This window comes from Actinomadura chokoriensis, from assembly GCF_039529475.1.
Taxonomy (GTDB): domain Bacteria; phylum Actinomycetota; class Actinomycetes; order Streptosporangiales; family Streptosporangiaceae; genus Spirillospora; species Spirillospora bangladeshensis.
Genome location: NZ_BAAAMW010000002.1, coordinates 203,321 through 229,227, shown reverse-complemented (window position 1 = coordinate 229,227; position 25,907 = coordinate 203,321). Strand labels below are relative to the sequence as shown.

The following is a 25,907-nucleotide window of genomic DNA, read 5'->3' as shown; positions in this document are numbered from 1 at the left end:
CATGACCAGACAGAAGACCGGATCGATCGCGGCCGCACCGTCGAGGCGGAGGTTCCTCTCGGCGGTCGCGGTGTCGGCGGCGGCCGTGCCGCTCGCCGCGTCCTGCGGCCGCGCGGCCGGCGGCGGGCCGGCGCGGACGAGCACGCTGCGCTACCAGGGCTGGACGGGGCAGGTGACGCTGCCGGAACTCGCCCAGGACCTCGGCTACCTCGGCGACGTCCGGCTGGAGTGGGTGGGCAACACCTCCAGCGGCCCGCAGGACGTCCAGACCGCCGCCACCGGCCAGGTCGCGTTCGGCGGCGCCTTCAACGGCGCCTCGGTCAAGCTGCAGGAGGCCGGCGCGCCGCTGACGTCCGTCATCGGCTACTACGGCACCGACCCGGTGAGCTACACCGGCTTCTTCGTCCTGGACGGCAGCCCGGTCAAGGGGCCGCGCGACCTCGTCGGCAAGAAGATCGGCATGAACACGCTCGGCGGCCACGCGCAGGCCGTCCTGGACCTCTACCTGCGGCGCAACGGGCTCGGCGCCGGCGACGTCGCGAAGGTCGAGGCCCTCGCCGTGCCGCCGGTCTCCCTGGAGCAGTCGCTGCGCCAGGGGCAGATCGACGTCGCCGCGCTCACCGGGATCTTCCAGGACAAGGCGGTCGCCGCCGGCGGGGTCCGCCGGGTGTTCCGCGACTACGACTTCCTCGGCGCCTTCACCGCCGGCTCCTACGTCTTCCGCGACGACTTCATCGAGCGGAACCCCGACACCGTGCGGGCCTTCACCGCCGGGGTCGCCAAGGCCATCGAGTGGTCGCGGGCCACGCCGCGCGAGGAGGTCATCGAGAGGCAGACGAGGATCCTCACGGCGCGCGGCCGGAACGAGGGCCCCGACGCGCTGCGGTACTGGAAGTCCTGGGGCGTCGCCGGCCGGGGCGGCCTGATGACCGACCGGGAGTTCGCGACCTGGAGCGGCTGGCTCAAGGACGTCGGCCAGATCAAGGACGTGAAGGTCGGGCCCCGGGACCTCTACACGAACGAGTTCAACCCGTACGCGAACGGAGGAGCCCCGCGATGACCGCGCAGAACGCGAAGATCAGTCTCACGGGCGTCGGCAAGACGTTCCCGGTCCGGGGCGGCGGCGTCTTCACCGCGCTCAGCGGCATCGACCTGGACGTGGCCGAGGGCGAGTTCCTCGTCGTGGTCGGGCCGTCCGGCTGCGGCAAGTCGACCCTGCTCGACCTGATCGGCGGGCTGGCCCGGCCGACCGCCGGACGCGTCGCGATCGACGGCGTGGAGGTGACCGGGCCGGCCCTCGACCGGGCCGTCGTCTTCCAGCAGTACGCGCTGCTCCCGTGGCGGACGGCGCTCCGCAACGTGGAGTTCGGGCTGGAGGCCAAGGGGCTGCGGCGCCGCGAGCGGACCGAGATCGCCCGGCACCACCTGGACCTCGTCGGCCTCTCCGGCTTCGAGGACCGCTACCCGCACGAGCTGTCCGGCGGCATGAAGCAGCGCGTCGCGATCGCCCGCAGCCTCGCCCACGACCCCGGCGTCCTGCTCATGGACGAGCCGTTCGCCGCGCTCGACGCGCAGACCCGCGACACCCTCCAGGACGAACTGCTGCGCATCTGGGCGACGACCGGCAAGACCGTCGTGTTCATCACCCACGGCATCGACGAGGCCGTCTACCTCGGCGGACGGGTGGCGGTGCTGACCTCGCGGCCCGGCCGGGTGAAGGAGATCGTCGACATCGACCTCGGCCCCCGCGACGAGCGGGAGGACCTCCGCTCCAGCCCCGCGTTCGCCGAGCACCGCCACCGGGTCTGGTCGCTGCTGAAGGACGAGCTGCCGAAGGACGAAGTGCGGGCGGCGCAGCGGCCGGCCGTACCGGCGCCCCGCGAGGAGGCGGCCGCCCGTGGCTAGCACCGTGGAAGCCCCCGCACCCACCGGGACCGGCGCCGGGACCGGCACCGAGATCAGGGCCGCGGCGCCCCCGGCGAAGCGGCGCCGCGCCGCCGCGCTCGCCGCCGTCGCGTTCCGGCGGACGATCGCGATCACCGTGTTCTTCGCCGTCTGGGAGCTGGCTCCCCGCGCGCAGCTCGTCGACCCGGTCTTCCTGCCGCCGGTGTCGGAGGTCCTGCCCGCCCTGTTGGACCTGGCCGAAAGCGGCCGGTTGTGGAGCGACACCGAGGCCAGCCTGGTCCGCGCCCTGTCGGGGTTCGGGCTGGCGATCGTCCTCGCGGTGCCGCTCGGCCTGCTGATCGGCTGGTACCGGCCGGTCGCGGACCTGCTGAACCCGCTGCTGGAGCTGTTCCGCAACACCGCCGCGATCGCGCTGCTGCCGGTCTTCATCCTGGTCCTCGGCATCGGCGAGACGTCGAAGATCGCGATCGTCCTGTACGCGTGCACGTGGCCGATCCTGCTGAACACGATCAGCGCGGTCCGGACGGTGGACGCGACGCTGGTCAAGTCCGCGCGGTCGCTCGGGCTGCCCGCCGTGCGCGTCTTCCAGAAGGTGGTCCTGCCCGCCGCGGTGCCGTCGGTGTTCACCGGCGTCCGGCTGGCCGGCGGGATCTCGGTGCTGGTGATGATCGTCGCGGAGATGGTCGGCGCCAAGGAGGGCCTCGGCTTCCTGATCGGCTCCGCGCAGCAGAACTTCGCGATCACCGACATGTACGCGGGAATCCTCGCCATCTCGGCGCTCGGGCTGGCGTTCAACTACGTCCTCGTCCTGCTGGAGCGCCGGTTCACCCGCTGGCGCACGGATACGTCTTGACGGCGGCGCCCCGATATAACATGCTTACTCGACCAAACATGTAGGAAAAGGTGGAGATCGATGCGCGTGCGCAAGACAGGGGCCGTACTGGGGCTGGCCGCCGTCGCCCTGGGGGCGGCCGCCTGCGGGGGGTCGGCAGACGCGGGCGGGAAGGTGCGGCTCTCGCTGGTGGCCTACTCCACGCCCCAGGCCGCGTACGAGGCGATCATCAAGGAGTACCAGAGGACGCCGGAGGGCAAGGGCGTCACGTTCACCAAGTCGTTCGGCGCGTCCGGCGAGCAGAGCCGGGCGGTGGCGTCCGGCCTCAAGGCCGACATCGTCGCGTTCTCCCTGGAGCCCGACATGACCCGGCTGGTGGACGCCGGCCTGGTCGGCGCCGACTGGAACAGCGGGCCGGAGAAGGGGATGGTCACCGACTCGGTCGTCGTGCTGGCCACCCGGAAGGGGAACCCGAAGAACATCAAGTCCTGGGACGACCTGGTCAAGCCCGGCGTCCAGGTCATCACGCCGAACCCGTTCACCTCCGGCGGGGCGCAGTGGAACATCATGGCCGGGTACGGCGCCAAGGCGGCCAAGGGCGCCGACAAGGCCGCCGGTACCGCCTACCTGCACGCGCTGTTCAAGAACGTCCCCGTGCAGGACTCCAGCGCCCGCAAGTCGCTGCAGACCTTCGCGGGCGGCAAGGGCGACGTGCTGCTCGCCTACGAGAACGAGGCGATCTTCGCGCGGCAGAACGACCAGCCGCTCGACTACACGGTTCCCGACGCGACCATCCTGATCGAGAACCCGGTCGCGGTGACGAAGAAGAGCGCGCATCCGGCGGAGGCGCGGGCGTTCCTGAAGTTCCTGCACGGCAAGAAGGCGCAGGAGATCTTCGTCCAGAACGGGTACCGGCCCGTCGCGGACGGCGTCCCGGGCGCGGAGAAGTTCCCGGCCCCGGCCGGGCTCTTCACCATCGCCGACCTCGGCGGCTGGCCGAAGGTGAAGAAGGAGTTCTTCGACCCGAAGGGCAGCATCATGGCCGATGTCGAGAAGGGCATCGGCGTCTCGGTGGAGGGCTAGGTCCTTGACCACGACGATCGAGAAGGCCGCTCCCGCGCCCGGCCGCCGGATCACCCCGCCCTCCTGGGGCGGCACGGCGGTCGGCGTGGGCACGGCGACGATCTTCCTGAGCGCGGTGGTGCTGATCCCGCTCGGCGCGGTGCTGTGGAAGGGGACCTCGCAGGGCCCCGCCGCGTTCTGGGACGCGATCACCACCCCGGACGCGTGGGCGGCGCTGAAGCTGACCGTCGCCGCCTCGCTGGTGGTGGCGCTGATCAACCTGGTCATGGGCACGCTGATCGCCTGGGTGCTCGTCCGCGACTCCTTCCCCGGCAAGAGCCTGGTCGACCTGGTGATCGACCTGCCGTTCGCGCTGCCGACCATCGTCGCGGGCCTCGTCCTGCTGACCCTGTACGGGACCGACAGCCCGCTCGGCGTCTCGCTCGCCTACACCCGCGCGGGAGTCGTCGTCGCGCTGCTGTTCGTGACGCTGCCGTTCGTGGTGCGGACCGTCCAGCCGGTGCTGCTGGAACTGGACCGGGAGATGGAGCAGGCCGCCGCGTCGCTCGGCGCCGGCAACTGGACGATCTTCCGGCGGATCATCCTGCCGAACCTGGTCCCGGCGATGCTGACCGGGACGGCGCTGGCCTTCACCCGCGCCATCTCCGAGTTCGGGTCGACGGTGCTGATCTCCGGGAACGTCCCCTTCAAGACGCAGGTCGCCGCCGTGCACATCTTCGGCCAGATCGAGAGCGACAACACCGCCGCCGCGGCGGCGACCTCGACCGCGCTGCTCGTGCTGTCGCTGGTGTTCCTGCTCGCGATCGACCTCGTCCGCCGCTGGGGAGCCCGCCATGGCTAAGTACGCGCTGCGCTTCACCGTGCTGGCCTACCTCGCCCTGCTGCTGATCGTGCCGGTCGGGCTGATCGCCTGGCGGACGTTCGACGACGGCCTCGGCGCGTTCTTCGACGCGCTGACGACCCACTCGGCCCTGCACGCCTTCCAGGTCACGGCCGTGGTCGCCGGGTGGGCCATCGTCCTGAACACGCTGTTCGGGGTGCTGACCGCGCTGCTGCTCGTCCGGCACAGCTTCCCCGGCAAGCGGCTGTTCGGCGCGCTGATCGACCTGCCGCTGTCGGTCTCCCCGGTCGTGGTCGGGCTGGCGCTGGTCCTGGTGTACGGCGCGTTCACCCCGGTGGGCGGCTGGCTGGAGGGCCGCGGCATCCAGATCATCTTCTCCACGCCGGGGATGGTGCTGGCCACGGTGTTCGTCTGCCTGCCGCTGGTGGTGCGGGCCATCGTGCCCGTCCTGGAGGAACTCGGCGACGAGCAGGAGCAGGCCGCGCGGACCCTCGGCGCGGGCGGCTGGCAGACGTTCCGCCGCATCACCCTGCCCGGCATCCGCGCCGCCCTCGGCTACGGCATCGTCCTCTCGCTGGCCCGCGCGCTCGGCGAGTACGGCGCGGTGGCCGTCGTGTCCGGCCGGACGGTCGACCACACCCAGACCCTGACCCTGTTCGTCGAGGAGCGCTTCGAGAACTTCGACGTGCACGCCTCGTACGCCGCGGCGCTCGCGCTGGCGGCGATCGCGGTCGCCAGCCTGCTGGCGACCCGGCTCTTGCGACCCGAGGACGGAACCTGATGGCGATCGAGATCCGCGATGTGAACAAGTCGTTCGGGGACGCGCCGGTGCTGCGCGACGTCTCGGTCGGCATCGCGTCCGGTTCGCTGACCGCGCTGCTCGGCCCGAGCGGCGGCGGCAAGTCGACCCTGCTCCGCGTCATCGCGGGCCTGGAGACGCCCGACTCGGGGCGGGTGCTGATCTCCGGCCGGGACGCGACGTCGACGCCGCCGCAGCGCCGCGGCGTCGGGTTCGTGTTCCAGCACTACGCCGCGTTCAAGCACCTGACGGTGTTCGACAACGTCGCGTTCGGCCTGAAGATCCGCAAGCGGCCCAAGGCCGAGATCCGGCGGCGGGTCGGGGAGCTCCTCGACCTCGTCCACCTCGACCAGTTCGCCAAGCGGTACCCGGCGCAGCTGTCGGGCGGGCAGCGGCAGCGGATGGCCCTCGCCCGGGCCCTCGCCGTCGACCCCGAGGTGCTGCTGCTGGACGAGCCGTTCGGCGCGCTCGACGCCCAGGTCCGCAAGGAGCTGCGGGCCTGGCTGCGCCGCCTCCACGACGAGGTGCACGTCACGACCGTGTTCGTCACCCACGACCAGGAGGAGGCGATCGAGGTCGCCGACTCGATCGTGGTGCTCGCCGACGGCGCCGTCCAGCAGGTCGGGCCGCCCGGCGAGATCTACGACAACCCCGCCAGCCCGTTCGTGATGCGCTTCCTCGGGCCGGTCACCGAGATCGGCGGCCGGCTGCTGCGTCCCCACGACGTGGAGGTCACCGCCGAGCCGGGGCCCGGCACCCTCCCGGCCGTGGTCACGCGGGTGGTGCGGCTCGGCTTCGAGGTGCGGGTCGAGTTCCGGGTGCACGGGCCGGGCGGGCCGGGCGGGTCGGGTGGGGAGGACGTCTCCTGGGCGCAGCTGACCAGGGACGCCGCCCGGCGGCTGGCGGCGGAGCCGGGCGCGGAGGTGCATGTCCGGCCCGCCGCCGAGGCCGCCGCCGTCCCGGTCACGAATGATGCCGAGCCCGCGCCTCTCCGGTAGGGGACATCTCCCGCGCGCCCGGTGCGCGGATCAGGAACGTGCCCGCCAGCACGACCAGGCCGGACGCCGCCAGCACGAACTGGCCCGGCGCCAGGCCGAGCGGTGATGCGCCGGCCTCCTTCAGGAGGTCGGCGGCACCGCCCGACAGCAGCGCCGCGAGCGCCAGCCCGAACCGCAGCACCGCGTGGAACGCGGTCAGCGCCAGGTTGCGCTCCACCCCGCTGAGCGACTCCTGGAGGTAGGTGATGCCGCCCACCAGGGCGCTCGTCGCGGCGGCGCCGAACACGACCGCCCCGATGAACGACCACGTGATCGACCCCAGCCCGCCCATCAGCGCGATCACGGTGCCCTGCGCGGCCGTCCCGATCCGGACCTGCGTCATCAAGCTGCCCGCCTTGCGGTGGATCAGCAGCAGCCCCGCGAGGGCGCCCACGCCGAACAGCACCACCAGCGCCCCGAACCCGACCGCGCCCGCGTTCAGCGTGTTCTTCACGAACACCACGCCGAGCGAGAACAGCGCGCCCAGCCCGAGCGCGACCACCGCCACCCCCGGCAGGACGCCGCGCACCACCGGCAGCCGCAGCGCCCGGAAGAAGCCGCCCTGCGCCTCCTTCTCGGTGTGCTCCATCTCCGCCCTCTCGACCGGGCCGGGGCCGAGGTCGGGGATCGACCGGATCATGAAGTACGACACGAGGTAGGTCACGGCGTTCAGCCAGAAGACGACCACGTACCGCCAGTGGCCCTCCCAGCCGGCCATGTTCGACAGCCACAGCAGCAGCCCGAACGCGCCCGCGCCCAGCGGGATCATCCCGTAGGACGTCGCCATCGTGATGCCGTTGGCGAGCTCCAGCGTCCCGGTGTCGTGCTCGTCCTCCTCGTCCTCGATGAGGAACGGGATCGCCGCGTCCCTGGCGGGCAGGAACATCAACCCCACGACCTCGATGAGGAACGCCCACACGTACACCCACACAAGCCACGGCACGATCGGCAGGGCCAGCGCCATGCCCGTCCGGATCATGTCCGACCACAGCATCACGCTGCGCCGCCGCCACCGCGTCACCACCCGCGCCGCCACCGGCGCGCCCACCGCGGACGGCAGCAGCCGCAGCACCAGGACCCCGCCCACCGCCGTCGTGGAGCCGCTCAGCTCCAGGACGAAGTACATCAGCGCGAGCGTGCCCATCCAGTCGCCGAACGAGGAGACCGTCTGACCGAGGATGAGCCGCCGGAAGTCCCGGCGGCTCAGTTGCTCCTTGAGTCCCATGCGGGCTCCATCCCCGGACTTGCGCGGCGCGACGTCGAGTCCGGGTGAGCGGAGCCCGACAGCAGGGCGGCGAGCCGCGCGGCGGCCGTGTCCCAGCTCCAGTTCTCGCAGGTCCACGCGCGCCCGGCCGCGCCCATCGCGGCGGACCGCTCCGGGGCGGCCAGCAGCCGGTGCAGGGTCAGCGCCAGCTCGTCCGGGCGGGTCGCGTCCACCAGGACGCCCGTCCGCCCGTCGATCAGCGACGCGGAACTGCCGCCGGACCGGCCGACCACGACCGGCAGGCCCGCCGCCGACGCCTCCAGCACCGACAGGCCGAGCCCCTCGGTCTGCAGCCCCCGCCGGTCGTCGCGGCACGGCAGCGTGAACACCTCGGCCGCCGCGTAGTAGCGGGGCAGGTCGGCGGCGGACACCGGGCCCGCCAGCGTGACCGTGCCCGGCGCCGACCGGTCCGCCATCTCCTGCAGCCGGTGCCGCATCGGGCCGTCCCCGACGATCACCAGCCGCGCGTCCGGCCGCCGCCGCACCACGTCGCCCCACGCGCGGATCAGCATGTCGTGGCCCTTGCGCCGGACGAGCCGGGCCACGCTCAGCACCACCGGTCCGCCGCCGAGCCCGTGCCGCCGCCGCACCGCCGACCCGTCCAGTCCGGGCCGGAACCGCACCGTGTCGACCGCGCCCGCGAGCCGCACCAGCCGCGTCCGGTCCCCGACCGCGCCCGCGACCTCCGGCAGCGTCGCCTCGCACAGGTGGGTCAGCACGTCGAACGACCGGACGGCCGCGCGCAGCGCCGCCCGCGTCGGCGGCGCCCGGAACCAGCCGAGCTCCTGCCCGTGCGCGGACCCGACCAGCCACCGCACCCCCGCGGCCCGCACCAGCGGCGCGTACATCCCGAACGGCGCCGCCGCCGTGATCCACCCGGCCTCGATCCGGTGCCGGGCCACCAGCCGCCGCAGCCCCCGGAACAGCAGGTACCCGTGCCTGCGCACCACGGGGAAGTCCAGCCCCGCGTCGAACTCCGCCGCCCCTTCCCGCGCCGGCGCCACCACGACCACCCGCTCCGCCGGCAGCCGCCGCACCAGCTCCCACGTGAACGTCTGCACGCCACCGGGTTCGGGAGGGAAGTGCCCGGTCAGCACCAAGGTCCGCGGGATCTCCATGCGTCAACGACTTCCCGCACAGACACCGTCCAACCAGGTATTGAGCCACTGGCCGATGTGACGCCGTCGGCGAGTCAGAGTCTCCCGGCGAAATCGGTCAATAGACACAGATTTCTGGAATGGTGCATCGGTGTGTCTCATGCGAGTGCCATGATGCAGTCAAAGGACGGCATGCGAGTGGAGTGGGAGCCAGGTGCCCAGAAGGCCACCGGAGCGGGAGCACAGGCCGGTACCGGAGTTGATCACTGGACTGGCGTCGCGGGTGTATGAAGGGCGGATCAGGCTTCCCAAGTTCCAACGTGAATTCGTCTGGACACGCGGTCAGATTCTCGATCTCCTTGACTCGATAGCCCGGAACTACCCGATCGGCAGCCTCCTGCTGTGGCGAAGCGATCTTCCGCTCGCCAGCGAACGCGCCATAGCAGGCCTGCCGACCGACCCCCGTGAGGACGAGGACGACACCGCGTACCTGCTCGATGGCTGCCAGCGCCTGTCCACGATCTGCGGCGCGCTCCATTGGGAGCCGGGCGACCCGCGCAGCAAGTGGAATCTGGCATATGGACCACCGACATAATCTGGGCAAATGATCCTTGGCCGTCCCCGGCCGTGGGTCACCGGACACCTACAGCGTGGAGGTCCCGTCCTTCAGGGCGTGGAGGAAACGCGGCATGGTGACCGTCCGGGTTTTGTCGGTGGCCGTCTGTATGGTTCGGGCATGTCCCGGTACCGGCTGTGCCCGACCCCTGTCCAGGAGGCGGGGTTGCTGGAGCATTGCTCGCACGCCCGGTACGTGTGGAACCTGGCCGTGGAACAGCACGCGTGGTGGACGCCCCGGCGCGGCCCCGCCCCGAACTTCGCGGTGCAATGCCGCCAGTTGACCGGGGCCCGCGCTGCGAACCCGTGGCTGGCGGCCGGGTCGGTGACGGTGCAACAGCAGGCGCTCAAGGATTTCGCGCAGGCGGTGAGCAACTTCTTCGGCGGCACGCACCGGCGTCCCACGTGGCGCAAGGCCGGGCTGCACGAGGGATTCCGGATCGTCGGAGCCCGTGGCCGCCAATGGGACGTGCGGCGCCTGTCGCGCCGTACCGGTGAGGTGCGGGTCCCGAAGGTGGGTTGGGTGCGGTTCCGGTGGTCCCGCGCCGTGCCCGGCGGGGTGAAGTCGTTCAGGGTGGCCCGTGACCGGGCCGGGCGGTGGCATGTCGCGTTCGCTGCGATCCCCGACCCGATCCCCGCGCCGGGCAACGGTGAGGCGGTCGGCGTCGACCGGGGCGTGGCGGTGTCCGCCGCCCTGTCGACCGGGGAGACCCGCGCCGTGCCGGGCCTGGCCGAGGCCGGGGCCGAGCGGCTGAACCGGCTGTTGCGGCGTCTGGCCCGAGCGCAGCGGGGGTCGAACCGCCGTGCCCGTGTCAAGGCCGCCATAGCCCGGCTCAAAGCGCGTGAGGCCGACCGCCGCAGGGATTGGGTGGAGAAGACCAGCACCGACCTGGCGCGCCGCTTCGACGTGATCGCGGTCGAGGACCTCAACGTGCGGGGCATGACCCGGTCCGCCAAGGGCACGATCGACGCCCCCGGCGTCAACGTCCGCGCCAGGGCCGGGCTCAACCGCGGCATTCTGGCCAACGGGTGGGGCCGGCTCGCCGCCCGCCTGGAACACAAGGCACCCGGACGCGTGGTCCGGGTGAACCCGGCGTACACGTCGCAGACCTGCAACGCCTGCGGGCATTGCGCCTCGGAGAACCGTGAGAGCCAAGCGGTGTTCCGGTGCGTGGCCTGCGGGTGGCGGGACCAGGCGGACGTGAACGCCGCACGCAGCATCAGAGACACCGCCGTGGGACGCACGGCGGCTGCGCGGGGAGGCTTGCCATTGGGCGGGCCGGTGAACCGCGAACCTCAACCCGCTCTCCTCTCTGCGTAGGAGACCGGGTTGGAATCCCCCGCATTCAGGCGGGGGAGGACGTCAATTGACGATGACGGCGTCCTTCGGGGCGTCCTTGTCTTCGGTCCAGCCGTCGTGGCCGGCGTCGGACTGCCAGTGCCTGCCCGCGTAGCGGACCTCGGTGAGGCCGTAGACCTGGGCGTGGGTGACGGCCCAGGACGCTACCGCCCAGCCTTCGCGGGTGCTCGACGCCTTCACCGAGTTCCAGGAGTCCGGGTCGGACTTCGCGCCCTTGGCCAGCGGGCTCGGGCCGCCGACCTTGAGGCGGCTGCCGAAGGCGCGGCGCATCTCCAGGATCGCCTCCGGGCGGCGGGACGCGGTCTCCTTGTCGGGCGGGTACCAGCAGCGGGCCGTCGCCGGCTCCCGGCCGGTGAACGCCGTCGCGAGCAGCTTGCCGTCCGGCTCGTGCTGGGCGTAGGCGGTGCCGTCCGCGCTGCGCTGCACCAGCTGCGCCGCGTCGTGCAGGTCGCGGTCGAGGTAATCCTTTACCTTCACCAGGGCGTCGAAGAACTTGCTGGTGGCGAGGACGGGGTCGCGGAGCTTGTCCGGAGTGCCCCAGCCCTGCGACGGGCGCTGCTGGAACATGCCGACCGAGTCGCGGTCGCCGCCCGGCAGGTTGCGGATGTGCGACTCCTGGATCGCCGTCGCGTAGGCGATCACGGCCGCGCGTTCGGGCAGCCGCTTGCGGAACGCGACCGCCGCGATGGTCGAGGCGTTGGCGCCCTGCTCCAGGTCGAGCGGCATCGTCCCCTGGCTCGTACGCACCTCGCAGCCCGACCCGTGCAGATACGGGCGGGCGCGGTCGTACAGCACGAACCCGCCGACCGCCGCCAGCATCACGAAGACGGCCAGGCCCACGGCCCAGTGCAGGCCGCGGCGGCGGCCACCGTCGTCCGACCCCTCTCCGGGGCGCTCCTTCAACCTCGCCCAAACAGCCACGCGAAGAAGGTACCGGGAGTTCGGTCCCACTAAGCTCATGAGGCATGACCGAAACGTTCACCAGCCCGATCTCCGGAGTGATCGACGAGCTGTGGGAGCGGCGCGCCGACCTCACCCCGGACGACGCCGACGCCCGCGCCGCCATCGTGGCCGCCGTCGACCAGATCGACACGGGCGAGGCCCGCGTCGCCCGCATCGACCCCGCGACCGACGACGTGCTCGTCGACGAGCGGGCCAAGCGGGCGATCCTGCTGAGCTTCAAGGTCCTCGGCATGGCGCGGGCCCAGGTGGGCGACTTCCGCTACCACGACCGCATCCCGCTGAAGAGCCGGCTGGACGGCGTCCGCGTCGTCCCCGGCGCCATCGCCCGCTGGGGCGCCTACCTCGCGCCGGGCGTCGTGCTGATGCCGTCGTTCACCAACATCGGCGCCTACGTCGACTCCGGCACGATGGTCGACACCTGGGCGACCGTGGGGTCGTGCGCGCAGATCGGCAAGAACGTCCACCTTTCGGGGGGCGTCGGCATCGGCGGCGTGCTGGAGCCGCCGAACGCCAAGCCGGTGATCATCGAGGACGAGGCCATGATCGGCAGCCGCTCGATGATCGTCGAGGGCGCGCGGGTCGGGAAGGGCGCCGTCGTCGGCTCCGGCACGAACCTGTCGGCGTCCATGCCGGTCATCGACGTCGAGACCGGCGAGGAGATCAGCCGCGGCCGCATCCCGGACTGGTGCGTCGCCGTCGGCGGCACCCGCTACAAGGAGTTCAAGGGCGGCACGTTCGGCCTGCCCGCGGTCTTGATCTTGAAGCGGCTGGAGGAGGGGCAGCGGCACGACAAGGCATCCCTGAACGACATCCTCCGCGACCACGGCATCAACACCTGAGACCACGGGCGCGCCCCGCTGTCGGTGGGGCGCGCTACGTTTCGGCGCCATGACACGCACCACACCGCCGCGCCCCGTGGACATCGCGGCGCTGTTCCCCGAGATCGCGCCGCTCGCCCGCACCGCCACCCGGCTGCACCCCCGCCCCGGCTCGCCCGGCGTCCACGACAGCTCGATCGGCGGCCCCCTGCTCTGGCCCTCGGACGAGCCCTGGCCCGTCTGCGAGCAACAGCACGACAACTACGGCGACTTCGTGCGTCTGGACGTCGAGCGGCAGCGTCGCCGCGTCCTTTCGGCCGCTTGGGGGCGGATCAGGCGCGATGATCACCGATCGGACTTCCTTCCCGAGCAGCGGGCGGAACTCCAGCGGCTCGACAAGCTCGACGAGAAGGCCGATCCCGGCACACCGACCACGATGCTCGCGGTGGCCCAGCTCTACCTGAAGGACGTTCCAGATCTGGTGGGTCCGCCCGGAACGGACGTCCTGCAGCTCCTGTGGTGCCCGCGTGACCATGATCCGCATTGCGCGCCCGAGATCATGCTGCGCTGGCGCCGCTCGGCCGACGTCACTGATGTCCTGGCCGAGCAGCCGGAGCCCGAGGTCATGGAGTACGAGTACCTCCCGAACACCTGCGTCCTGCACCCGGAGCAGGTGACCGAGTACCCGTACGCGGACTTCCTGCCGCCCGGTCTGCGGGAACGGCTCGAAGAGTGGGACGCGGCCGCCGGGCATCGGTACTTCTACGAACTGTCCATCGCCACCGGCTGGAAAGTGGGCGGCTACTCCGCGTGGAATCTCACCGACCCCTACCCGATGGTCTGCGACTGCGGCGCCGACATGGAACTGCTGATGAGGGTCGACTCCAGTGAATGGGACGGAAACGAGAGCTGGCGTCCCGTGGAGGATTCCGGCCCCGAAAGCGAGTTCCATGAGCATCCGTCCCGATCGGACCCGGTGGAGGTGGTCATCGGGCGCGGGTACTCGCTGTGGATCTTCATCTGCCCGGTCTCGTTCGAGCATCCGCCGCAGACGAGCATGCAGTAGGGGTCAGTCGAAGCGGGTTTCGGTGACCTTCAGGGGGCGGGCGGTGAGGACGGCGGCGGACGCGGCGTAGCCGGGGCCCGGAGTCAGGTCGGTGAGGCGGACCGGGGAGACGGCGGCGTCGTGGTCCCACGCGATGACCTCGGCCGGGTCGTCGGGGGCCGACACGTGGATGGCCGTCATCGGGGCGGCCAGGCCGTGGCCGGTGGCCTTCAGCAGGGCCTCCTTGCGCGACCAGTAGGCGTGGAAGCCGCGCCTCCGGTCGGCCATGGCGGCGAGCGCCTCGCGTTCGGCGGGGGTGAGGACCATCTCGGCGAGGCGGTCGATGTCGCGGTCGCTCTCCCGCTCCACGTCCACCCCCACCTCGGCGCCCTCGGCGAGCACCATGACGACGCGGTCGCCGGAGTGGGAGAGGGAGAAGTCGAGGCCGCTGCCGGGCAGGCGCGGCTTGCCGTGCGTGCCGCCGCAGTGCGGGCAGTCGGTGGTGAACCGGATGCTCTCGGGGGCCAGGCCGACCGCGTCGGCGAGGACGGTCCGGGCGAGGAAGCGGCCGGTGACGAAGCGGGCCTTGTCCTCGGCGCGGAGGAACCGGTCGTAGCGCTCGCGCTCCCGGTCGTCCAGCAGGGCGCGCATCGGCGGCTCGTCCACGGGGACCGCCCAGCGGACGGCGCACTCCAGCATTTCCACAACCGTGATGATAGGACTTGAGGCATGGGGCTTGATCTGTTCTCGGACGTGGTGGGGCTGACGGCGGCGCTCGTCGACATCGAGTCGGTCAGCGGGGCGGAGGGGCCCCTCGCCGACGCCGTCGAGGAGGCGCTGCGGACGCTCCCGCACCTGGCGGTGGAGCGGGTCGGCGACAACGTCGTCGCCCGCACCGAGCTGGGCCGCGCCGAGCGGGTCGTGCTGGCCGGGCACCTCGACACCGTCCCGTTGAACGGCAACCTGCCGTCCCGCATGGAGGGCGGCCGGCTCTACGGGTGCGGCACCACGGACATGAAGAGCGGCGTCGCGGTCGCGCTGAAGCTCGCCGCGACCGTCCCCGAGCCGAACCGCGACATCACCTACGTCTTCTACGAGTGCGAGGAGATCGAGGCCGAGCGCAACGGGCTGCGCAAGCTGGCGGCGGCGCGCCCCGAGCTGATCGCGGGCGACTTCGCCGTGCTGATGGAGCCGACCGGCGCGCAGATCGAGGGCGGCTGCCAGGGGACGATGCGGGTCGAGGTCAGGGCGGCGGGGGAGCGGGCGCACAGCGCGCGCGCCTGGATGGGGTCGAACGCGATCCACACGGCCGGGCGGATCCTCGACGTGCTGCGCGCCTACGAGCCGGCGCGGCCGGTTGTGGACGGCCTCGAATACCGCGAGGGCCTGAACGCGGTGTTCATCTCCGGCGGCGTCGCCGGGAACGTCATCCCCGACGAATGCGTCGTCACGGTGAACTACCGGTTCGCGCCCGACAAGTCGGTCGCCGACGCGGAGGCGTACGTCCGGGGAATCTTCGACGGCTTCGAGGTGACGGTCACCGACGCCGCGTCCGCCGCCCGGCCGGGGCTGACGCACCCGGCCGCCGCCGCGTTCGCCGCCGCGAGCGGGGCCGAGGTCCGCGCCAAACTCGGCTGGACGGACGTCGCCCGCTTCGCCGAACTCGGCGTCCCGGCCGTCAACTACGGGCCCGGTGAGCCCACGCTCGCCCACACCCGGGACGAGTACGTGGAGACATCTCTGATCGGCGAGTGCGAGCAACGTATGCGCACGTGGCTGGCCGGTCCCATTACCGTGGCTCCATGACTTTGAACGCGGATTCCCCGTCGCGACGCCAGGGGCCGGCCATGCTCCGCGGCCGGGCCGTCCCGAAGACCACCACCGACCAGCGGCTGCTGGACGGCCGCGGCCCGGCCGACTGGGTGCACGCCGACCCGTGGCGGGTGCTGCGCATCCAGGCGGAGTTCGTCGAGGGCTTCGGCCTGCTGGCCGAGCTGCCGAAGGCGGTCAGCGTGTTCGGCAGCGCCCGCACCAAGCCGGACTCCCCGGAGTACAAGCTCGGCGTCGACATCGGCGCCCGGCTGCACGAGGCCGGCTACGCGGTCATCACCGGCGGCGGCCCGGGGATCATGGAGGCGGCCAACCGGGGCTGCGACGAGAGCGGCGGCCTGTCGGTCGGCCTCGGCATCGAGCTGCCGTTCGAGCAGAAGCTCAACGACCACATCGACATCGGCCTGGAGTTCCGCTACTTCTTCGTGCGGAAGACGATGTTCGTGAAGTACTCGCAGGCGTTCGTGGTGCTGCCGGGCGGCTTCGGCACCCTGGACGAGCTGTTCGAGGCGATCACCCTCGTCCAGACCAAGAAGATCACCCGCTTCCCGATCGTCCTCGTCGGGACGGAGTTCTGGGGCGGCCTGCTCGACTGGGTCAAGACGTCGATGCTGCCCAGCGGCAAGATCTCCCCGCAGGACATCGACCTGATCCACCTCACCGACGACCCGGAGGAGGTCGTCCAGATCATCGTCGAGGGCCACACCCGCGCCGAGCAGGAGATCATCGAGGCCCGCGCCCAGGCCGAGCAGGCCCGCGAGGCCGCCACCGAGTGACCCCCGGCGCTTACCGGGCCGGCTGGCGGGTAGGCGTAGGTCCGTCGCCGAGATCGGGGGGATGAGGCGTCATGATCATGCGTGCGGTCGGAGAGGGCCTGCTGGCCGGGCTGGCCGGGACGGCGGCGATGACGGCCGTGGAGAAGCTGGAGCAGCGGCTGACCGGCCGCCCGGACTCCTACGTCCCGGCCCGCACGCTGGAGCGGGTCGCGGGCATGGCCGAGCGGGAGTCCGCGCCGCTGAACCTGGCGATGCACGTCGGGCAGGGCGCGGCGCTGGGCGTCCTGCACAAGGCGGTGTACGCGTTCGCGACCGGGCTCGCCGCCGACGCCCTGGCGGCGCGGGCCGGGCTCGGGCCGGGTCAGCGGCACGAGTGGCGCACGCTCGGCCGTGAAGGGGGATGACCACGTGAGCGACGACAAGCCCCGTGACGTCGTGGATCTGCTGATCGCGCAGCACGACGAGATCCGGCGCCTGTTCGACGAGGTCGAGGGCGCCGGCGGTGAGGAGCGGGCCGCCGCGTTCGACCGGCTGCGCCGGCTCCTCGCCGTCCACGAGACGGCCGAGGAGGAGATCGTCCACCCGTTCGCGCGCCGGCACCTGGCCGACGGCCCGGAGGTGGTCGGCGCCCGCCTCACCGAGGAGAACCAGGCCAAGCAGCTCCTGTCGGACCTGGAGTACTTCGGCACCGGGGAGTCCGGGTTCGCGCGGCGGCTCGGCGACCTGCGCCTCGCCGTGATGGACCACGCCCGGCGGGAGGAGGCGGAGGAGTTCCCCCGCATCCGGGAGCTGTCGTCGGAGAAGGAGCGCCACCGGATGGCCATGGCCGTGCGGGCGGCCGAGGCCGTGGCGCCCACCCATCCGCACGTCGGGTTCGAGTCGGCCCCCGCGAACGTGATCGCCGGGCCGTTCGCGGCCGTGGCCGACCGCGCCCGCGACGCCATCCGCAACGTCACCCGCCGGCACCTCGGCTGAGGCGGCCCTCCCCGGGGCTCAGGCGTCCCGGGGGAGGCGGCGCAGGATCGTCTCCCTCGCCTCGGCCAGCGGCGCGAGCAGGAACCGGCCGTGGTCGGCCTCGCCGTGGCGGTGGTCGGCGGGGCCGGGCCAGTCGGTCCGGGCGCGGTCGCGGATGTGCTGCTCGACGCCCTCGATGAGGTGCAGCATCTCCCGCAGGACGGCCTCGTCGGTGCGCTCGTAGGCGTCGCCGGGCGCGACGTAGACCGGGGACGTGTGCGCCATGATCGGACGTTCCCAGACGTCCCGGTGGCGGGCGATGCCGTCGCCGGGCCCGTAGCAGCGGGCGGCCACCCACGACGACTCGCCGACGGCCAGGTCGACGTCGAGGGTGCCGGTCTCGACCGGCTCGTCCCAGCGCCGGGAGCCCGCGACGATGCCGTTGACCACGATCTCCAGCCGGTCGACCGGGAAGATCGAGTGGAACTCGGCGGTGCCGCGCACGGTCGGGGCGCCGGTGAGGACGGCGCCGGGCGCGGCTCCGTCCACGGACAGGCGCAGGTGCGGGCCGCTGGTGACGACCGTGTCGCCGGAGCGGACCGCCGCGCACCAGTCCCAGTAGTCCATGGTCGCCGGGTCGGGGACGCGGGCGTAGGTGCGGACGAGCCCGATCGGCACCTCGCTGCTCATCTTGTCGGTGCCGCCGACGAGGGTCAGGCGGTAGCCGGCGTTGAGGTAGCGGTAGTACTGGGCGATGTTGTAGTCGTCGTAGGCGATCATCTCCACGCCGTCGAGCCGGCCCGTGGCGATCAGGGCCGCCGCCTCGCCGTTCGGCACGGGGAAGTGCGCGAGGACGACCGTCCCGCCCTGGGCGCGGCACTCGTCCGCCCAGTGGGCGAGGGTGGTCTCCAGCCCGCCGCCGAGGTCGGCCTCCTCCGCGCCGCCCGTCGTCCACGGGCGGACCTGCGTGCGCAGGCCGAGCAGGTTGATGTGGCCCAGCATCGCGGTCCGGTTCTCCTGGCCGGCGAAGACGTGGGTCCTGCCGTCCGCGGACGTGTGCGGGTGGCCGGTGAAGTCCTCGGTGTTGGTGTAGAGGTGGCCCCACTGGCTCATCAGCAGGTTCGTGACCCGGACGCCCTCGCCGCGCGCCTCCAGCTCGGCGCCGTGCGTGGAGACGAAGTGGACGTGGGTGTCGCCGGCCGCGTACCCGTCCGCCTCGGGGTCGTGGAACGGCTTGAGCCGGAGTTCCAGCGTGCGCTGCCCGGGGCTGATCACGACCTCCTCGCGCAGCGGGACGTAGTCGAAGCCGTGCGCGGCCTCGACGATCACGCGCCCGTGGGGGAGCCAGCCCTCGAACTCACCGTCGACGTAGGCGTAGGTCCGCTGCCCCAGCCGGACGTCGCCGCCGATGTCGAGGTTCCAGGTGTTGCCGTCGGAGTTGATGTGCGCGTGGTGCCCGTAGGGGGCGAGCGGGACGCCGTCGGGCGTGTGGAAGTGCAGGCGGCAGGCGAGGGGTTCGCCGGTCGCGTCGTCCACGATCGTGCCCTTGATCCAGGCCCGTCCGGCCTCGGGGAGCCGCCAGCGCGTGCCGTCGGCCGTGGTCAGTTCGCCCTGGTCGAGGATGTCGCCCCAGGTGAAGGCTGCCGTGCCGGTGCCGCCGACCTCCAGCGACACGGTCGCGGACGGCGTCGCGGCGACCCGGACGTAGCCGGTGCGCGGGTCCGTGGAGCCGCCCCAGCCGGGCGGCGTCGACAGGCTGGCGTCGTCGACCGTGCGGTAGGCGTAGGTGGCGGTGCCGCGGTCGACGACCACGGCGACGTCCTCGTCCACCGAGCCCTCGGCGAGCGAGAAGACCAGTTCGCGGGACACCGTCCGGCCGAAGGGGTCCTCGGCCAGCCGGCTGAGCGTGACCGCGCCGATCAGCACGCTGGGGCCGGCCGACGCGATCTCGATCGCGGCGACGCGGCGCCCGGGGTGCGGGTTGCGCCACGGCCACAGGTAGAACCGGTACGGCAGGACGTATGGGGAGCGCGCCTGCGGGTCGTCGATGTCGACGAACCTGGCCCCGGCCGCGTCGTAGCGCCCGCAGGTGCGGTGCATGAGCCGGTGCTGCGCGTCCGGCAGCGCGAGGAACGGGGTCTGGCCCCAGTCCAGCGGGATCGGGCGGCCCTCCCACAGGCGCGGCGTCGGCCCGATCTCGAACCGCTGCCGGACCGGGACCGTCTCGGCGGTCCCGTCGGCGTACCGGAGCGTGTACCGGGCGACCGTCTCCCCGACCGGGGCGCCCTCGAACAGGTCGGGCTGCTCAAGGGCGTGGGCGAACAAGACCCACTCGAACTCCTCGTCCACCGGGATCGCGGTGCCGTCCCCGTCCACCCGGAGCAGGGACGGCCCGGCGAGGTCGTCGCCGAAGCGGAACGGCAGCCCGTAGAGCCGGCGCTCGCCCGTGAGCGACGCGTCCACGTCGTCCAGCAGCGTCAGCGGCGCGTTCCACGACCCCGCGAGGTCCAGCGCCCGGTAGCCGCGCTCCCACGTCATGCATGCCCCCGCTTTCTCAGACCTGCCCTGCTGGGACGGGCCTCTCGCTCGTCTGCTCGTCGAAGTTGGTCGTCGCGAGCCCCGCGTAGCGCCGCGGTGCCCGCGAGCGCAGCGACAGGGCGGACCCGATGCCCGCCGCGAACGCGACCGCGCACAGCCCGAGCAGCACCGCGTTGGTGGTCGTGCCCGCTCCGGTCAGCAGCGAGATGTTGGCGATCGTCAGGCCGAGGATGAGGCACAGGGCGGCGAAGCTGAGGCCGGGGGCGATCAGCGTGCGCCACAGGCCGCTCTCCGGGGCGTTCTTCCGCAGGAAGACGATCACGGCGAGGCAGCACAGCGCCCACAGCGCGATGATCCCGAGGAAGCCGATCGAGCTGCCCCACAGCAGCAGTTCGAGGTAGGGGTCGAGGCCGAACACGGCCCAGGACGCCACGACGACCGCGGCGAGGGCCGTCTGCGCGGCGCCGGCCAGGTAGGGCGAGCGGGTGCGCGGGTGGGTGCGCCCGAACGCGGCGGGCATGAGGCCCTCGCGGCCCAGCGCGAACAGGTACCGGTTCGCCGCGTTGTGCAGCGCCAGCAGCGCCGCGAACGCGCTCGTGAGCAGCAGGATCTCCATCACCGAGCCGATGGCGCCGGGCGTGTACCGGTCGAAGATCCCGGTGACGAGGCCGGCGGTGTCCTGCTCCGCGGCGCTCTTGATGCCGTCCGCGCCGACCGCGTGCACGATCGTCCAGGTGATGAACGCGTAGAAGATCCCGATGAAGGCGACGGCGATGTAGGTGGCGCGCCGCACCGTGCGGATGCCGCCGCGCGCCTCCTCACTGAAGATCGCGGTGGACTCGAACCCCATGAAGGCGCCGAACACGAGCGCGAACATGGCCGCGTTGGACGGCGTGAGCACCGTGCCCGGGTTGAAGGAGGTGAAGGACGTCTCGCCCGCGCCGCCCTTGGCCAGCACGAACACGGCCAGCACCACCAGCACCGCGACCTCCAGCACGAGCAGCACCGCGAGGATCTTGGCGCTGGTCTGGATGCCGCGGAACCCGAGCAGGGCCACCAGCGCGATCGCCACCAGCGCGAACGCCCACCAGGGCACGGACACGCCGGTGTACTTCTCGAAGGAGTCCGCGCCGTAGAGGCCGAGTGCCCCGTAGGTGCTGATCTGCAGGCCGTTGTAGGCGAGGAGCGCCAGCGTGGCCGCGCCGGAGCCGAGCGGCCGGCCGAGGCCGCGGGTGATCGTGGCGTAGAACGCGCCGGCGTTGCGGACGTACTTGCTCATCGTCATGAAGCCGACCGCGAACAGCGCCATCACGCCGCCCGCCACGAGGTAGCCGCCCGGGACGGCGGCGCCGCCCTTGAGGAAGTGCAGCGGTGCCACGGCGACGATCAGGGTCAGGGGCGCCAGCGCCGCCAGGACGGTGAAGACGAGGTCGTTCGTCCCCATCGCGTTCGTCGCCAGGCGGCCGCCGGAGCCTGGAGTCGGGGTGGTTGCCATGGTCGTTCGCCTTCCGGGAGTCCGCGGGAGCTCGCTGCGCCAAAGGTATGTACCGGCCCGGAACCACAGAAGTGGACGTTCCACCCCGGCTGAGCGGACGGATTGTGCGAATCGTCCCGGCGGGCTCAGCGGACCTGGCTCCGCCACCGCAGCGCGAACCACAGCTCCATCCGCACGTCCGGGTCGTTGAGGTCCTGGTCGAGGAGCCGGGTGATCTGCCGGATCCGGTGCCGGACGGTGTTGCGGTGCACGCCGAGGTCGGCGGCCGTCCGGTCCCAGTTGCCGTGGTGGGCGAGCCAGCTGCGCAGCGTCCCGGACAGCGCGGCGGTGTCCTTGGACGGCTCGGAGTCCAGTGCCGCGAGCAGCCGGTCGGCGTACCGGGACGCCCGCGCGGAGTCGAGCAGCGCCAGCACGCCGCGCGGATCGGCTCCGGCGATCACGCTCGCGCCCCGCACGCGCGCCGCGTCGAGGGCGGAACCGGCCTCGCCCCACGCGGGGTCGAGGCCGGCGGCGGGATGCGGGCGGCTGATGCCCGCGCGGAACCCGGCGTCGTCCAGCACGCGGGCGAGGTCGGCGGCACCGGCGGCCTCCGCGTCCGCCTCCGCGTCCGCGTCCGGTACCAGGGCGACGAAGGAATCGCCGTCCTGCTCGACGAACGGCGTGCCGAGCAGCGCCGACAGCCGCTGGATGATCGTCTCCCGCGAGCCGGGCGGCGCGCCGAGCGCCCCCCGCACGACCCGCCAGCGGACGTCCTCGGCCAGGTCGAGCGGGTCGGCGAGGCCGCGCGCGAGCGAGGGCAGCCGCAGCAGGCCGGCCACGGCGGCGGCGCCGAGCGCCTCCGGCGAACCGGTCGCCGAGGGCGCGGTGAACAGCAGCGACAGGGCGGAGGCGGCGACACCGACGATGCCCCGGTCGGCGACGGTGAACGGGCGGCGCCGCGCGACGGCCATCGCGTACCCGGCCGGGGCCGGGCCGAGCAGCCGCTGGACCTCGATGTGCTCGTCGGCGGCGCCCAACGCGGCGCTCAGCGGCGCCCGGCTCGCGCAGGCGCGGTCCAGCGCCCGGCTCAGCTCGGGGCTGCGCCGGACGGGCCCGGCCGGCCACGTCCGGTCCCGGTTGCGGTCGACGGCGAGGACCCAGCCGTCCAGCAGCTCGGCGAGCCGCTCCACCACGGCCTTCAGCGGGCCGGGGCCGGCCGCCGCCCGGATCAGCACCGCCTGCCCGTCCGACAGCCGCTTCAGGTCGTGGGTCTCGGCGCGGACGAGTTCGGCGTGGTGCAGCTCGACGATCGAGGCGAACGGCACCCGCGCCGGCACCTCCAGCAGGACCATGCCGAACTCGTCGCACGCGGCGGCGAGCTCGGGCGGCACGGCGTCGAAGACCGGCGTCACCCCGAACCCGATCGCGACGACCCCGATCTCGGTGAGCCGCCGCACGTAGTCGCGGCTCTCGGCGGGCCGGAACCCGGTCCCGGCGAGCAGCAGCAGCTCCCCTCCGCGCAGGAACGGCGACGGGTCGGCCAGCTCGCTGACGTGCACCCAGCGCACCCACCGGTCCGACGGATCGGCGGTGCCGAGCGGCCGCAGCGACAGCCGCGTCATGAAAAGGCGGAGAGGAACCACGTAACAACCGTATGCACCCGCCGGCTACGAGCGCGCCATGCCGGATTCAGCGGGTGACAGCGACGAAGATCTTGTTCGTGGGCTCGACGGTGATCCAGTCGCCGGCGAAGCCCTGGGGGATGTAGAACGCCTCGCCGGGACCGAATTCTTCCCGGCCGCCGTCCAGGTCGGCGACGGCGACGCGGCCGCTGATGATGACGCAGATCTCGTCGTAGGGCCACGGGTCGATGCGGACCGTCCCCGGCGCGCCGGTCCAGTACCCGCCGGTGTACTCCCTGGCAGGGCCGCCGTAGGCGAGGTACTCGGTCTCCTTCCATTCGGGGGAGAGGACTTCGTATCCATCCAGGGAGGGGACGTTCGGCCGCCCGGTCTGAGGAGAGAGCCGGACGATGTCGGTGATGTTCATGTGCGGTGGTGGCTCAGCTTTCGGGATCGCGGGAGAGGAACCTATCGAGGACATTCCGCACGATGCGGTCGACATAGGGGTCGCCGACGTGCAGGGCGTAGGGCCATTCGGTGGAGCCGCCGTTGAAGACCTCGCCGCGCCCCCGCGTGAACGCCGCGATCATGCCGGCGCCGCGCATCCCGCCCTCGTTCACGTAGTCGGGCAGGTCCTCGCCGAGTTCGCGGTTGTAGGCGTAGACCTCCTCCTCGGGGCCGCCCATCGGCAGCAGGCCGCCGAACCGGTCCTCCTCGCCGCGGACGGCCGGGGTCAGCGCGAGGATCTCCAGCGTCTCCGGCGCGCCGTCCTCGAACGTCGGGTACGGCAGGCCCCGGCGGAAGGTGTACTCGACGGAGTCCACCTCGAACGCGGCCAGGAAGGTCGGGGCGGCGCCGAGCTGGTCGCCGTAGTACAGGTCGGTGCCCTCGAACGCCCAGTGGTGCGGCCGGTAGACGGTGAACCCGCCGGACGAGCGCGGCGTGGCGACCCCGTACCGGGTGTAGACGCCGCCGAGGCCGTTCAGCCCGACCGTGGCGGCGCCGGGCCGCCCCACCGACTTCGCCTCCCACATGGTGGTGGCCGTGCGCGGCGACCGCGCCGTGTCGGGGTCGAGGGACGGCAGCCGGTAGCAGTACTGCGTGGTGAGGTCGTCGCTCAGCCGGACCTGCCACTGGTAGTTCCCGCCGAACCGGGCGAGGCCCCCGCCGCCGTCCACGAACCGGTCGACGGCGTCGCGCATCTCCCAGCTCCAGTACTCGTCGTGCCCCACCATGATCACGCACTGGTAGGGGTCGAGCACCGCCTCGTCGACGTGCAGGTCGTGCTGGACGAGGTAGTCCAGCTCGTAGCCCTGCCGCTCGGCCCACTGGACGAAGAGCCGCTCGTAGGTCGCCCAGAACGCGTCGGCGTGGTGCCGGCTGTAGCCGTTCAGCCGGGCCCACTCGTAGGACGGGTACCGGGGCGCGCCGCCGATCGGCGGCGTCATGTGGTTCGCCTCGCGGGGCGCGCCCGCCGGCTTGCGGATCATGCCGCGGGCGATCGGCCGCTGCGTCGAGGACAGCGGGCTGCCCGCGTCGTCGCGCGGGTCGTCGCCGAGGCCGCGGTGGTGGTTGGCGCCGCCCCAGTCGTTGTAGGCCAGCATCGTGCCCGTGGTGAGGACGAGCGCCGCCTTCGGGCGCCGCGAAGGGGCTGCCTTCACCACGAAGAAGTGCTCGCGCTCCCACAACTCGCCGTTGCTCTGCACGGCGCGGACGGTGACGATGTAGAAGCCGGGGCGCCAGTCGTCCGGGACGTCGAGGGTGAGCCCGGCGGGCCAGCCGCAGCCGTTGGCGTAGGCGTCGGCGGGGGCCTCGTGGCGTCCGGCGGTGACGCCCTCGCGCGTCCAGACCGTCTCCGGGGCGAGGCCGTCACGGGTGATCTCGACGGTGAACGACGGGACGCTCGCGCTCAGGTGGAACGCGACCGTCTCGCCGGGGAAGTAGGAGAAGCGGTCGGTGTAGCACCACACCTCCTCGGCGTCCGGGGCGGCGTAGGCCGTCTCCGACGGCCATCCCTTGGGCGACCACGCGAACGCGGGCTTGGTGGTGCGGGTGCTCATCGGTCCTCCTCCGATGCGTCGCCGGAACGGTCCAGGGCGAGCACGCTCAGCAGCTCGTACCCCACGTGGGCTGCGGCGATTCCGGTGATCTCGGCGTGGTCGTAGGCGGGCGCGACCTCGACGATGTCGGCGCCGACGACGTTCAGCCCGGCGAGGCCGCGCAGCGTGCCGAGCAGCTCCCGGCTGGTGAGCCCGCCCGCCTCCGGGGTGCCGGTGCCGGGCGCGTGCGCCGGGTCGAGGACGTCGATGTCGACCGACACGTACACCGGCCGGTCGCCGAGCCGGGCCCGCATCCGCTCGACGGCCGCGGCCGTCCCGCCGCTCTCGTAGTCGTCGGCGCGGACGATCTGGAAGCCGAGCGCCCCGTCGTCCTCCAGGTCCTCGCGGGAGTACAGCGGCCCGCGGATCCCGATGTGCATGCAGTGCTCGGGGTCCAGCAGGCCCTCCTCGCCGGCCCGCCGGAACGGGGTGCCGTGCGTGTAGGGGGCGCCGAAGTAGGTGTCCCAGGTGTCCAGGTGCGCGTCGAAGTGCAGCACCGCGACCGGGCCGTGGTCGCGGTGCAGCGACCGGAGCAGCGGCAGTGCGATCGTGTGGTCGCCGCCGATCGTGAGGAGCTTCGCGCCGTCCGCGCGCAGTTCGTCCGACCGCCGCTGGATGGTGCGGATCGCCTCGTCGATGTCGAACGGGTTCACCCCGATGTCGCCGGCGTCGGCGACCTGCTGGGCGGCGAACGGCTCGACGTCCAGCGGCGGATGGTAGGGCCGGAGCAGCTTGGAGGACGCGCGGACGTGGCCGGGCCCGAAGCGCGCCCCCGGCCGGTAGGAGACACCGGTGTCGAACGGCACCCCCACGATCGCCACGTCCACGCGGTCGACCTGGTCGGTCCGGGGCAGCCGCGCGAAGGTGGCCGGTTCGCCGTAGCGGGGGATCCTCGTCGCGTCCACCGGGCCGATCCTCGGTGCGTCCGTCATGGGGTGCAGCCTCCAAGCGCTGG

At 72.6% G+C, this 25,907-nt stretch carries 25 protein-coding genes; 15 read left to right on the top strand and 10 right to left on the bottom strand.

Translation table 11 applies throughout. From position 1 onward, the window contains the following. Position 1 precedes the first annotated feature (1 nt). Genes ABFX46_RS05290 through ABFX46_RS05260 form a run of 7 tightly spaced genes read left to right on the top strand, consistent with a single transcriptional unit; the run spans position 2 to position 6,458 of the window. Complete coding sequence (locus ABFX46_RS05290) at positions 2-1,060, top strand: ABC transporter substrate-binding protein (protein WP_346040201.1); 1,059 nt, start codon at positions 2-4, stop codon at positions 1,058-1,060. After that, entirely contained in the window at positions 1,057-1,905 is an 849-nt protein-coding gene (locus tag ABFX46_RS05285; RefSeq protein ID WP_346040200.1) for an ABC transporter ATP-binding protein, read from the top strand. Before ABFX46_RS05290 ends, ABFX46_RS05285 begins: the two co-directional genes overlap by 4 nt. Beyond that, complete coding sequence (locus tag ABFX46_RS05280; protein WP_346040199.1) at positions 1,898-2,758, top strand: ABC transporter permease; 861 nt, start codon at positions 1,898-1,900, stop codon at positions 2,756-2,758. The genes ABFX46_RS05285 and ABFX46_RS05280 overlap by 8 nt, the downstream gene beginning before the upstream one ends. A gap of 60 nt (positions 2,759-2,818) precedes the next feature. Further along, positions 2,819-3,820, top strand: coding sequence for a sulfate ABC transporter substrate-binding protein (locus ABFX46_RS05275; protein WP_346040198.1), 1,002 nt, complete (start codon positions 2,819-2,821; stop codon positions 3,818-3,820). A gap of 4 nt (positions 3,821-3,824) precedes the next feature. Then, positions 3,825-4,661 carry a sulfate ABC transporter permease subunit CysT gene (gene cysT / locus ABFX46_RS05270; RefSeq protein ID WP_346040197.1) on the top strand — a complete coding sequence of 279 codons (837 nt, stop codon included), beginning with the start codon at positions 3,825-3,827 and terminating at the stop codon, positions 4,659-4,661. Further along, positions 4,654-5,442 carry a sulfate ABC transporter permease subunit gene (locus ABFX46_RS05265; protein ID WP_346040196.1) on the top strand — a complete coding sequence of 263 codons (789 nt, stop codon included), beginning with the start codon at positions 4,654-4,656 and terminating at the stop codon, positions 5,440-5,442. The genes cysT and ABFX46_RS05265 overlap by 8 nt, the downstream gene beginning before the upstream one ends. Continuing rightward, complete coding sequence (locus ABFX46_RS05260; RefSeq protein WP_346040195.1) at positions 5,442-6,458, top strand: sulfate/molybdate ABC transporter ATP-binding protein; 1,017 nt, start codon at positions 5,442-5,444, stop codon at positions 6,456-6,458. The genes ABFX46_RS05265 and ABFX46_RS05260 overlap by 1 nt, the downstream gene beginning before the upstream one ends. Here the strand turns inward: ABFX46_RS05260 and ABFX46_RS05255 are convergent. Beyond that, a complete protein-coding gene (locus ABFX46_RS05255; RefSeq protein WP_346040194.1) occupies positions 6,424-7,722 on the bottom strand; it encodes an MFS transporter in 1,299 nt (432 codons plus the stop codon). The two genes, ABFX46_RS05260 and ABFX46_RS05255, sit on opposite strands and share 35 nt — an antisense overlap. Then, positions 7,701-8,879, bottom strand: a complete 1,179-nt coding sequence (locus ABFX46_RS05250) for a glycosyltransferase family 4 protein (protein ID WP_346040193.1) — start codon at positions 8,877-8,879, stop codon at positions 7,701-7,703. The genes ABFX46_RS05255 and ABFX46_RS05250 overlap by 22 nt, the downstream gene beginning before the upstream one ends. Before the next feature lie 238 nt (positions 8,880-9,117). Between ABFX46_RS05250 and ABFX46_RS05245 the strand changes: the two genes are divergently transcribed. Beyond that, entirely contained in the window at positions 9,118-9,453 is a 336-nt protein-coding gene (locus ABFX46_RS05245; protein ID WP_346040192.1) for a DUF262 domain-containing protein, read from the top strand. A gap of 78 nt (positions 9,454-9,531) precedes the next feature. Continuing rightward, on the top strand, positions 9,532-10,794 hold the full coding sequence (locus ABFX46_RS05240; protein WP_346040191.1) for an RNA-guided endonuclease InsQ/TnpB family protein: 1,263 nt from the start codon (positions 9,532-9,534) through the stop codon (positions 10,792-10,794). 42 nt (positions 10,795-10,836) lie between these two features. Here ABFX46_RS05240 and ABFX46_RS05235 read toward each other — a convergent pair whose 3' ends face one another. Next, a complete protein-coding gene (locus ABFX46_RS05235) occupies positions 10,837-11,754 on the bottom strand; it encodes a hypothetical protein (RefSeq protein WP_346040190.1) in 918 nt (305 codons plus the stop codon). A 44-nt stretch (positions 11,755-11,798) separates the two neighbouring features. Here ABFX46_RS05235 and ABFX46_RS05230 point away from each other — a divergent pair, with 44 nt between their 5' ends. After that, the gene (locus ABFX46_RS05230; RefSeq protein WP_163059263.1) at positions 11,799-12,635 is read left to right on the top strand and encodes a 2,3,4,5-tetrahydropyridine-2,6-dicarboxylate N-succinyltransferase; all 837 of its coding nucleotides are present in this window, start codon (positions 11,799-11,801) and stop codon (positions 12,633-12,635) included. 49 nt (positions 12,636-12,684) lie between these two features. After that, complete coding sequence (locus ABFX46_RS05225; protein WP_346040189.1) at positions 12,685-13,680, top strand: YwqG family protein; 996 nt, start codon at positions 12,685-12,687, stop codon at positions 13,678-13,680. 3 nt (positions 13,681-13,683) lie between these two features. Here ABFX46_RS05225 and ABFX46_RS05220 read toward each other — a convergent pair whose 3' ends face one another. After that, positions 13,684-14,358 carry a 4'-phosphopantetheinyl transferase family protein gene (locus ABFX46_RS05220; protein ID WP_346040683.1) on the bottom strand — a complete coding sequence of 225 codons (675 nt, stop codon included), beginning with the start codon at positions 14,356-14,358 and terminating at the stop codon, positions 13,684-13,686. A 30-nt stretch (positions 14,359-14,388) separates the two neighbouring features. On the opposite strand from ABFX46_RS05220, the gene dapE reads away from it, so the two are divergent. From dapE to ABFX46_RS05200, 4 genes are all read left to right on the top strand, one after another. Continuing rightward, complete coding sequence (gene dapE / locus ABFX46_RS05215) at positions 14,389-15,465, top strand: succinyl-diaminopimelate desuccinylase (protein ID WP_346040188.1); 1,077 nt, start codon at positions 14,389-14,391, stop codon at positions 15,463-15,465. After that, complete coding sequence (locus ABFX46_RS05210) at positions 15,462-16,265, top strand: LOG family protein (RefSeq protein WP_346040187.1); 804 nt, start codon at positions 15,462-15,464, stop codon at positions 16,263-16,265. Before dapE ends, ABFX46_RS05210 begins: the two co-directional genes overlap by 4 nt. Positions 16,266-16,336: 71 nt before the next feature. Then, positions 16,337-16,669, top strand: a complete 333-nt coding sequence (locus ABFX46_RS05205) for a hypothetical protein (RefSeq protein WP_346040186.1) — start codon at positions 16,337-16,339, stop codon at positions 16,667-16,669. A gap of 4 nt (positions 16,670-16,673) precedes the next feature. Further along, positions 16,674-17,240 carry a hemerythrin domain-containing protein gene (locus ABFX46_RS05200; protein ID WP_346040185.1) on the top strand — a complete coding sequence of 189 codons (567 nt, stop codon included), beginning with the start codon at positions 16,674-16,676 and terminating at the stop codon, positions 17,238-17,240. 18 nt (positions 17,241-17,258) lie between these two features. Here ABFX46_RS05200 and ABFX46_RS05195 read toward each other — a convergent pair whose 3' ends face one another. From ABFX46_RS05195 to speB, 6 genes are all read right to left on the bottom strand, one after another. Beyond that, entirely contained in the window at positions 17,259-19,757 is a 2,499-nt protein-coding gene (locus ABFX46_RS05195) for a CehA/McbA family metallohydrolase (protein ID WP_346040184.1), read from the bottom strand. 16 nt (positions 19,758-19,773) lie between these two features. Then, the gene (locus ABFX46_RS05190; protein ID WP_346040183.1) at positions 19,774-21,252 is read right to left on the bottom strand and encodes an APC family permease; all 1,479 of its coding nucleotides are present in this window, start codon (positions 21,250-21,252) and stop codon (positions 19,774-19,776) included. Between the two features lie 125 nt (positions 21,253-21,377). Continuing rightward, a complete protein-coding gene (locus tag ABFX46_RS05185; RefSeq protein ID WP_346040182.1) occupies positions 21,378-22,874 on the bottom strand; it encodes a PucR family transcriptional regulator in 1,497 nt (498 codons plus the stop codon). A gap of 46 nt (positions 22,875-22,920) precedes the next feature. Continuing rightward, on the bottom strand, positions 22,921-23,280 hold the full coding sequence (locus tag ABFX46_RS05180) for a cupin domain-containing protein (protein ID WP_346040181.1): 360 nt from the start codon (positions 23,278-23,280) through the stop codon (positions 22,921-22,923). A 13-nt stretch (positions 23,281-23,293) separates the two neighbouring features. Next, the gene (locus ABFX46_RS05175; protein WP_346040180.1) at positions 23,294-24,913 is read right to left on the bottom strand and encodes a N,N-dimethylformamidase beta subunit family domain-containing protein; all 1,620 of its coding nucleotides are present in this window, start codon (positions 24,911-24,913) and stop codon (positions 23,294-23,296) included. Beyond that, positions 24,910-25,884, bottom strand: a complete 975-nt coding sequence (gene speB, locus ABFX46_RS05170) for an agmatinase (protein ID WP_346040179.1) — start codon at positions 25,882-25,884, stop codon at positions 24,910-24,912. The genes ABFX46_RS05175 and speB overlap by 4 nt, the downstream gene beginning before the upstream one ends. Between the last annotated feature and the right edge of the window lie 23 nt (positions 25,885-25,907).

Bases quoted from the DNA above. Each gene is read 5' to 3' on its own strand.
- ABFX46_RS05290 (WP_346040201.1), top strand. From the start codon at position 2: ATGACCAGACAGAAGACCGGATCGATCGCGGCCGCACCGTCGAGGCGG.
- ABFX46_RS05285 (WP_346040200.1), top strand. From the start codon at position 1,057: ATGACCGCGCAGAACGCGAAGATCAGTCTCACGGGCGTCGGCAAGACG.
- ABFX46_RS05275 (WP_346040198.1), top strand. From the start codon at position 2,819: ATGCGCGTGCGCAAGACAGGGGCCGTACTGGGGCTGGCCGCCGTCGCC.
- ABFX46_RS05265 (WP_346040196.1), top strand. From the start codon at position 4,654: ATGGCTAAGTACGCGCTGCGCTTCACCGTGCTGGCCTACCTCGCCCTG.
- ABFX46_RS05260 (WP_346040195.1), top strand. From the start codon at position 5,442: ATGGCGATCGAGATCCGCGATGTGAACAAGTCGTTCGGGGACGCGCCG.
- ABFX46_RS05255 (WP_346040194.1), bottom strand. From the start codon at position 7,722: ATGGGACTCAAGGAGCAACTGAGCCGCCGGGACTTCCGGCGGCTCATC.
- ABFX46_RS05250 (WP_346040193.1), bottom strand. From the start codon at position 8,879: ATGGAGATCCCGCGGACCTTGGTGCTGACCGGGCACTTCCCTCCCGAA.
- ABFX46_RS05230 (WP_163059263.1), top strand. From the start codon at position 11,799: ATGACCGAAACGTTCACCAGCCCGATCTCCGGAGTGATCGACGAGCTG.
- ABFX46_RS05225 (WP_346040189.1), top strand. From the start codon at position 12,685: ATGACACGCACCACACCGCCGCGCCCCGTGGACATCGCGGCGCTGTTC.
- ABFX46_RS05220 (WP_346040683.1), bottom strand. From the start codon at position 14,358: ATGCTGGAGTGCGCCGTCCGCTGGGCGGTCCCCGTGGACGAGCCGCCG.
- dapE (WP_346040188.1), top strand. From the start codon at position 14,389: ATGGGGCTTGATCTGTTCTCGGACGTGGTGGGGCTGACGGCGGCGCTC.
- ABFX46_RS05210 (WP_346040187.1), top strand. From the start codon at position 15,462: ATGACTTTGAACGCGGATTCCCCGTCGCGACGCCAGGGGCCGGCCATG.
- ABFX46_RS05205 (WP_346040186.1), top strand. From the start codon at position 16,337: ATGATCATGCGTGCGGTCGGAGAGGGCCTGCTGGCCGGGCTGGCCGGG.
- ABFX46_RS05195 (WP_346040184.1), bottom strand. From the start codon at position 19,757: ATGACGTGGGAGCGCGGCTACCGGGCGCTGGACCTCGCGGGGTCGTGG.
- ABFX46_RS05190 (WP_346040183.1), bottom strand. From the start codon at position 21,252: ATGGCAACCACCCCGACTCCAGGCTCCGGCGGCCGCCTGGCGACGAAC.
- ABFX46_RS05180 (WP_346040181.1), bottom strand. From the start codon at position 23,280: ATGAACATCACCGACATCGTCCGGCTCTCTCCTCAGACCGGGCGGCCG.
- ABFX46_RS05175 (WP_346040180.1), bottom strand. From the start codon at position 24,913: ATGAGCACCCGCACCACCAAGCCCGCGTTCGCGTGGTCGCCCAAGGGA.
- speB (WP_346040179.1), bottom strand. From the start codon at position 25,884: ATGACGGACGCACCGAGGATCGGCCCGGTGGACGCGACGAGGATCCCC.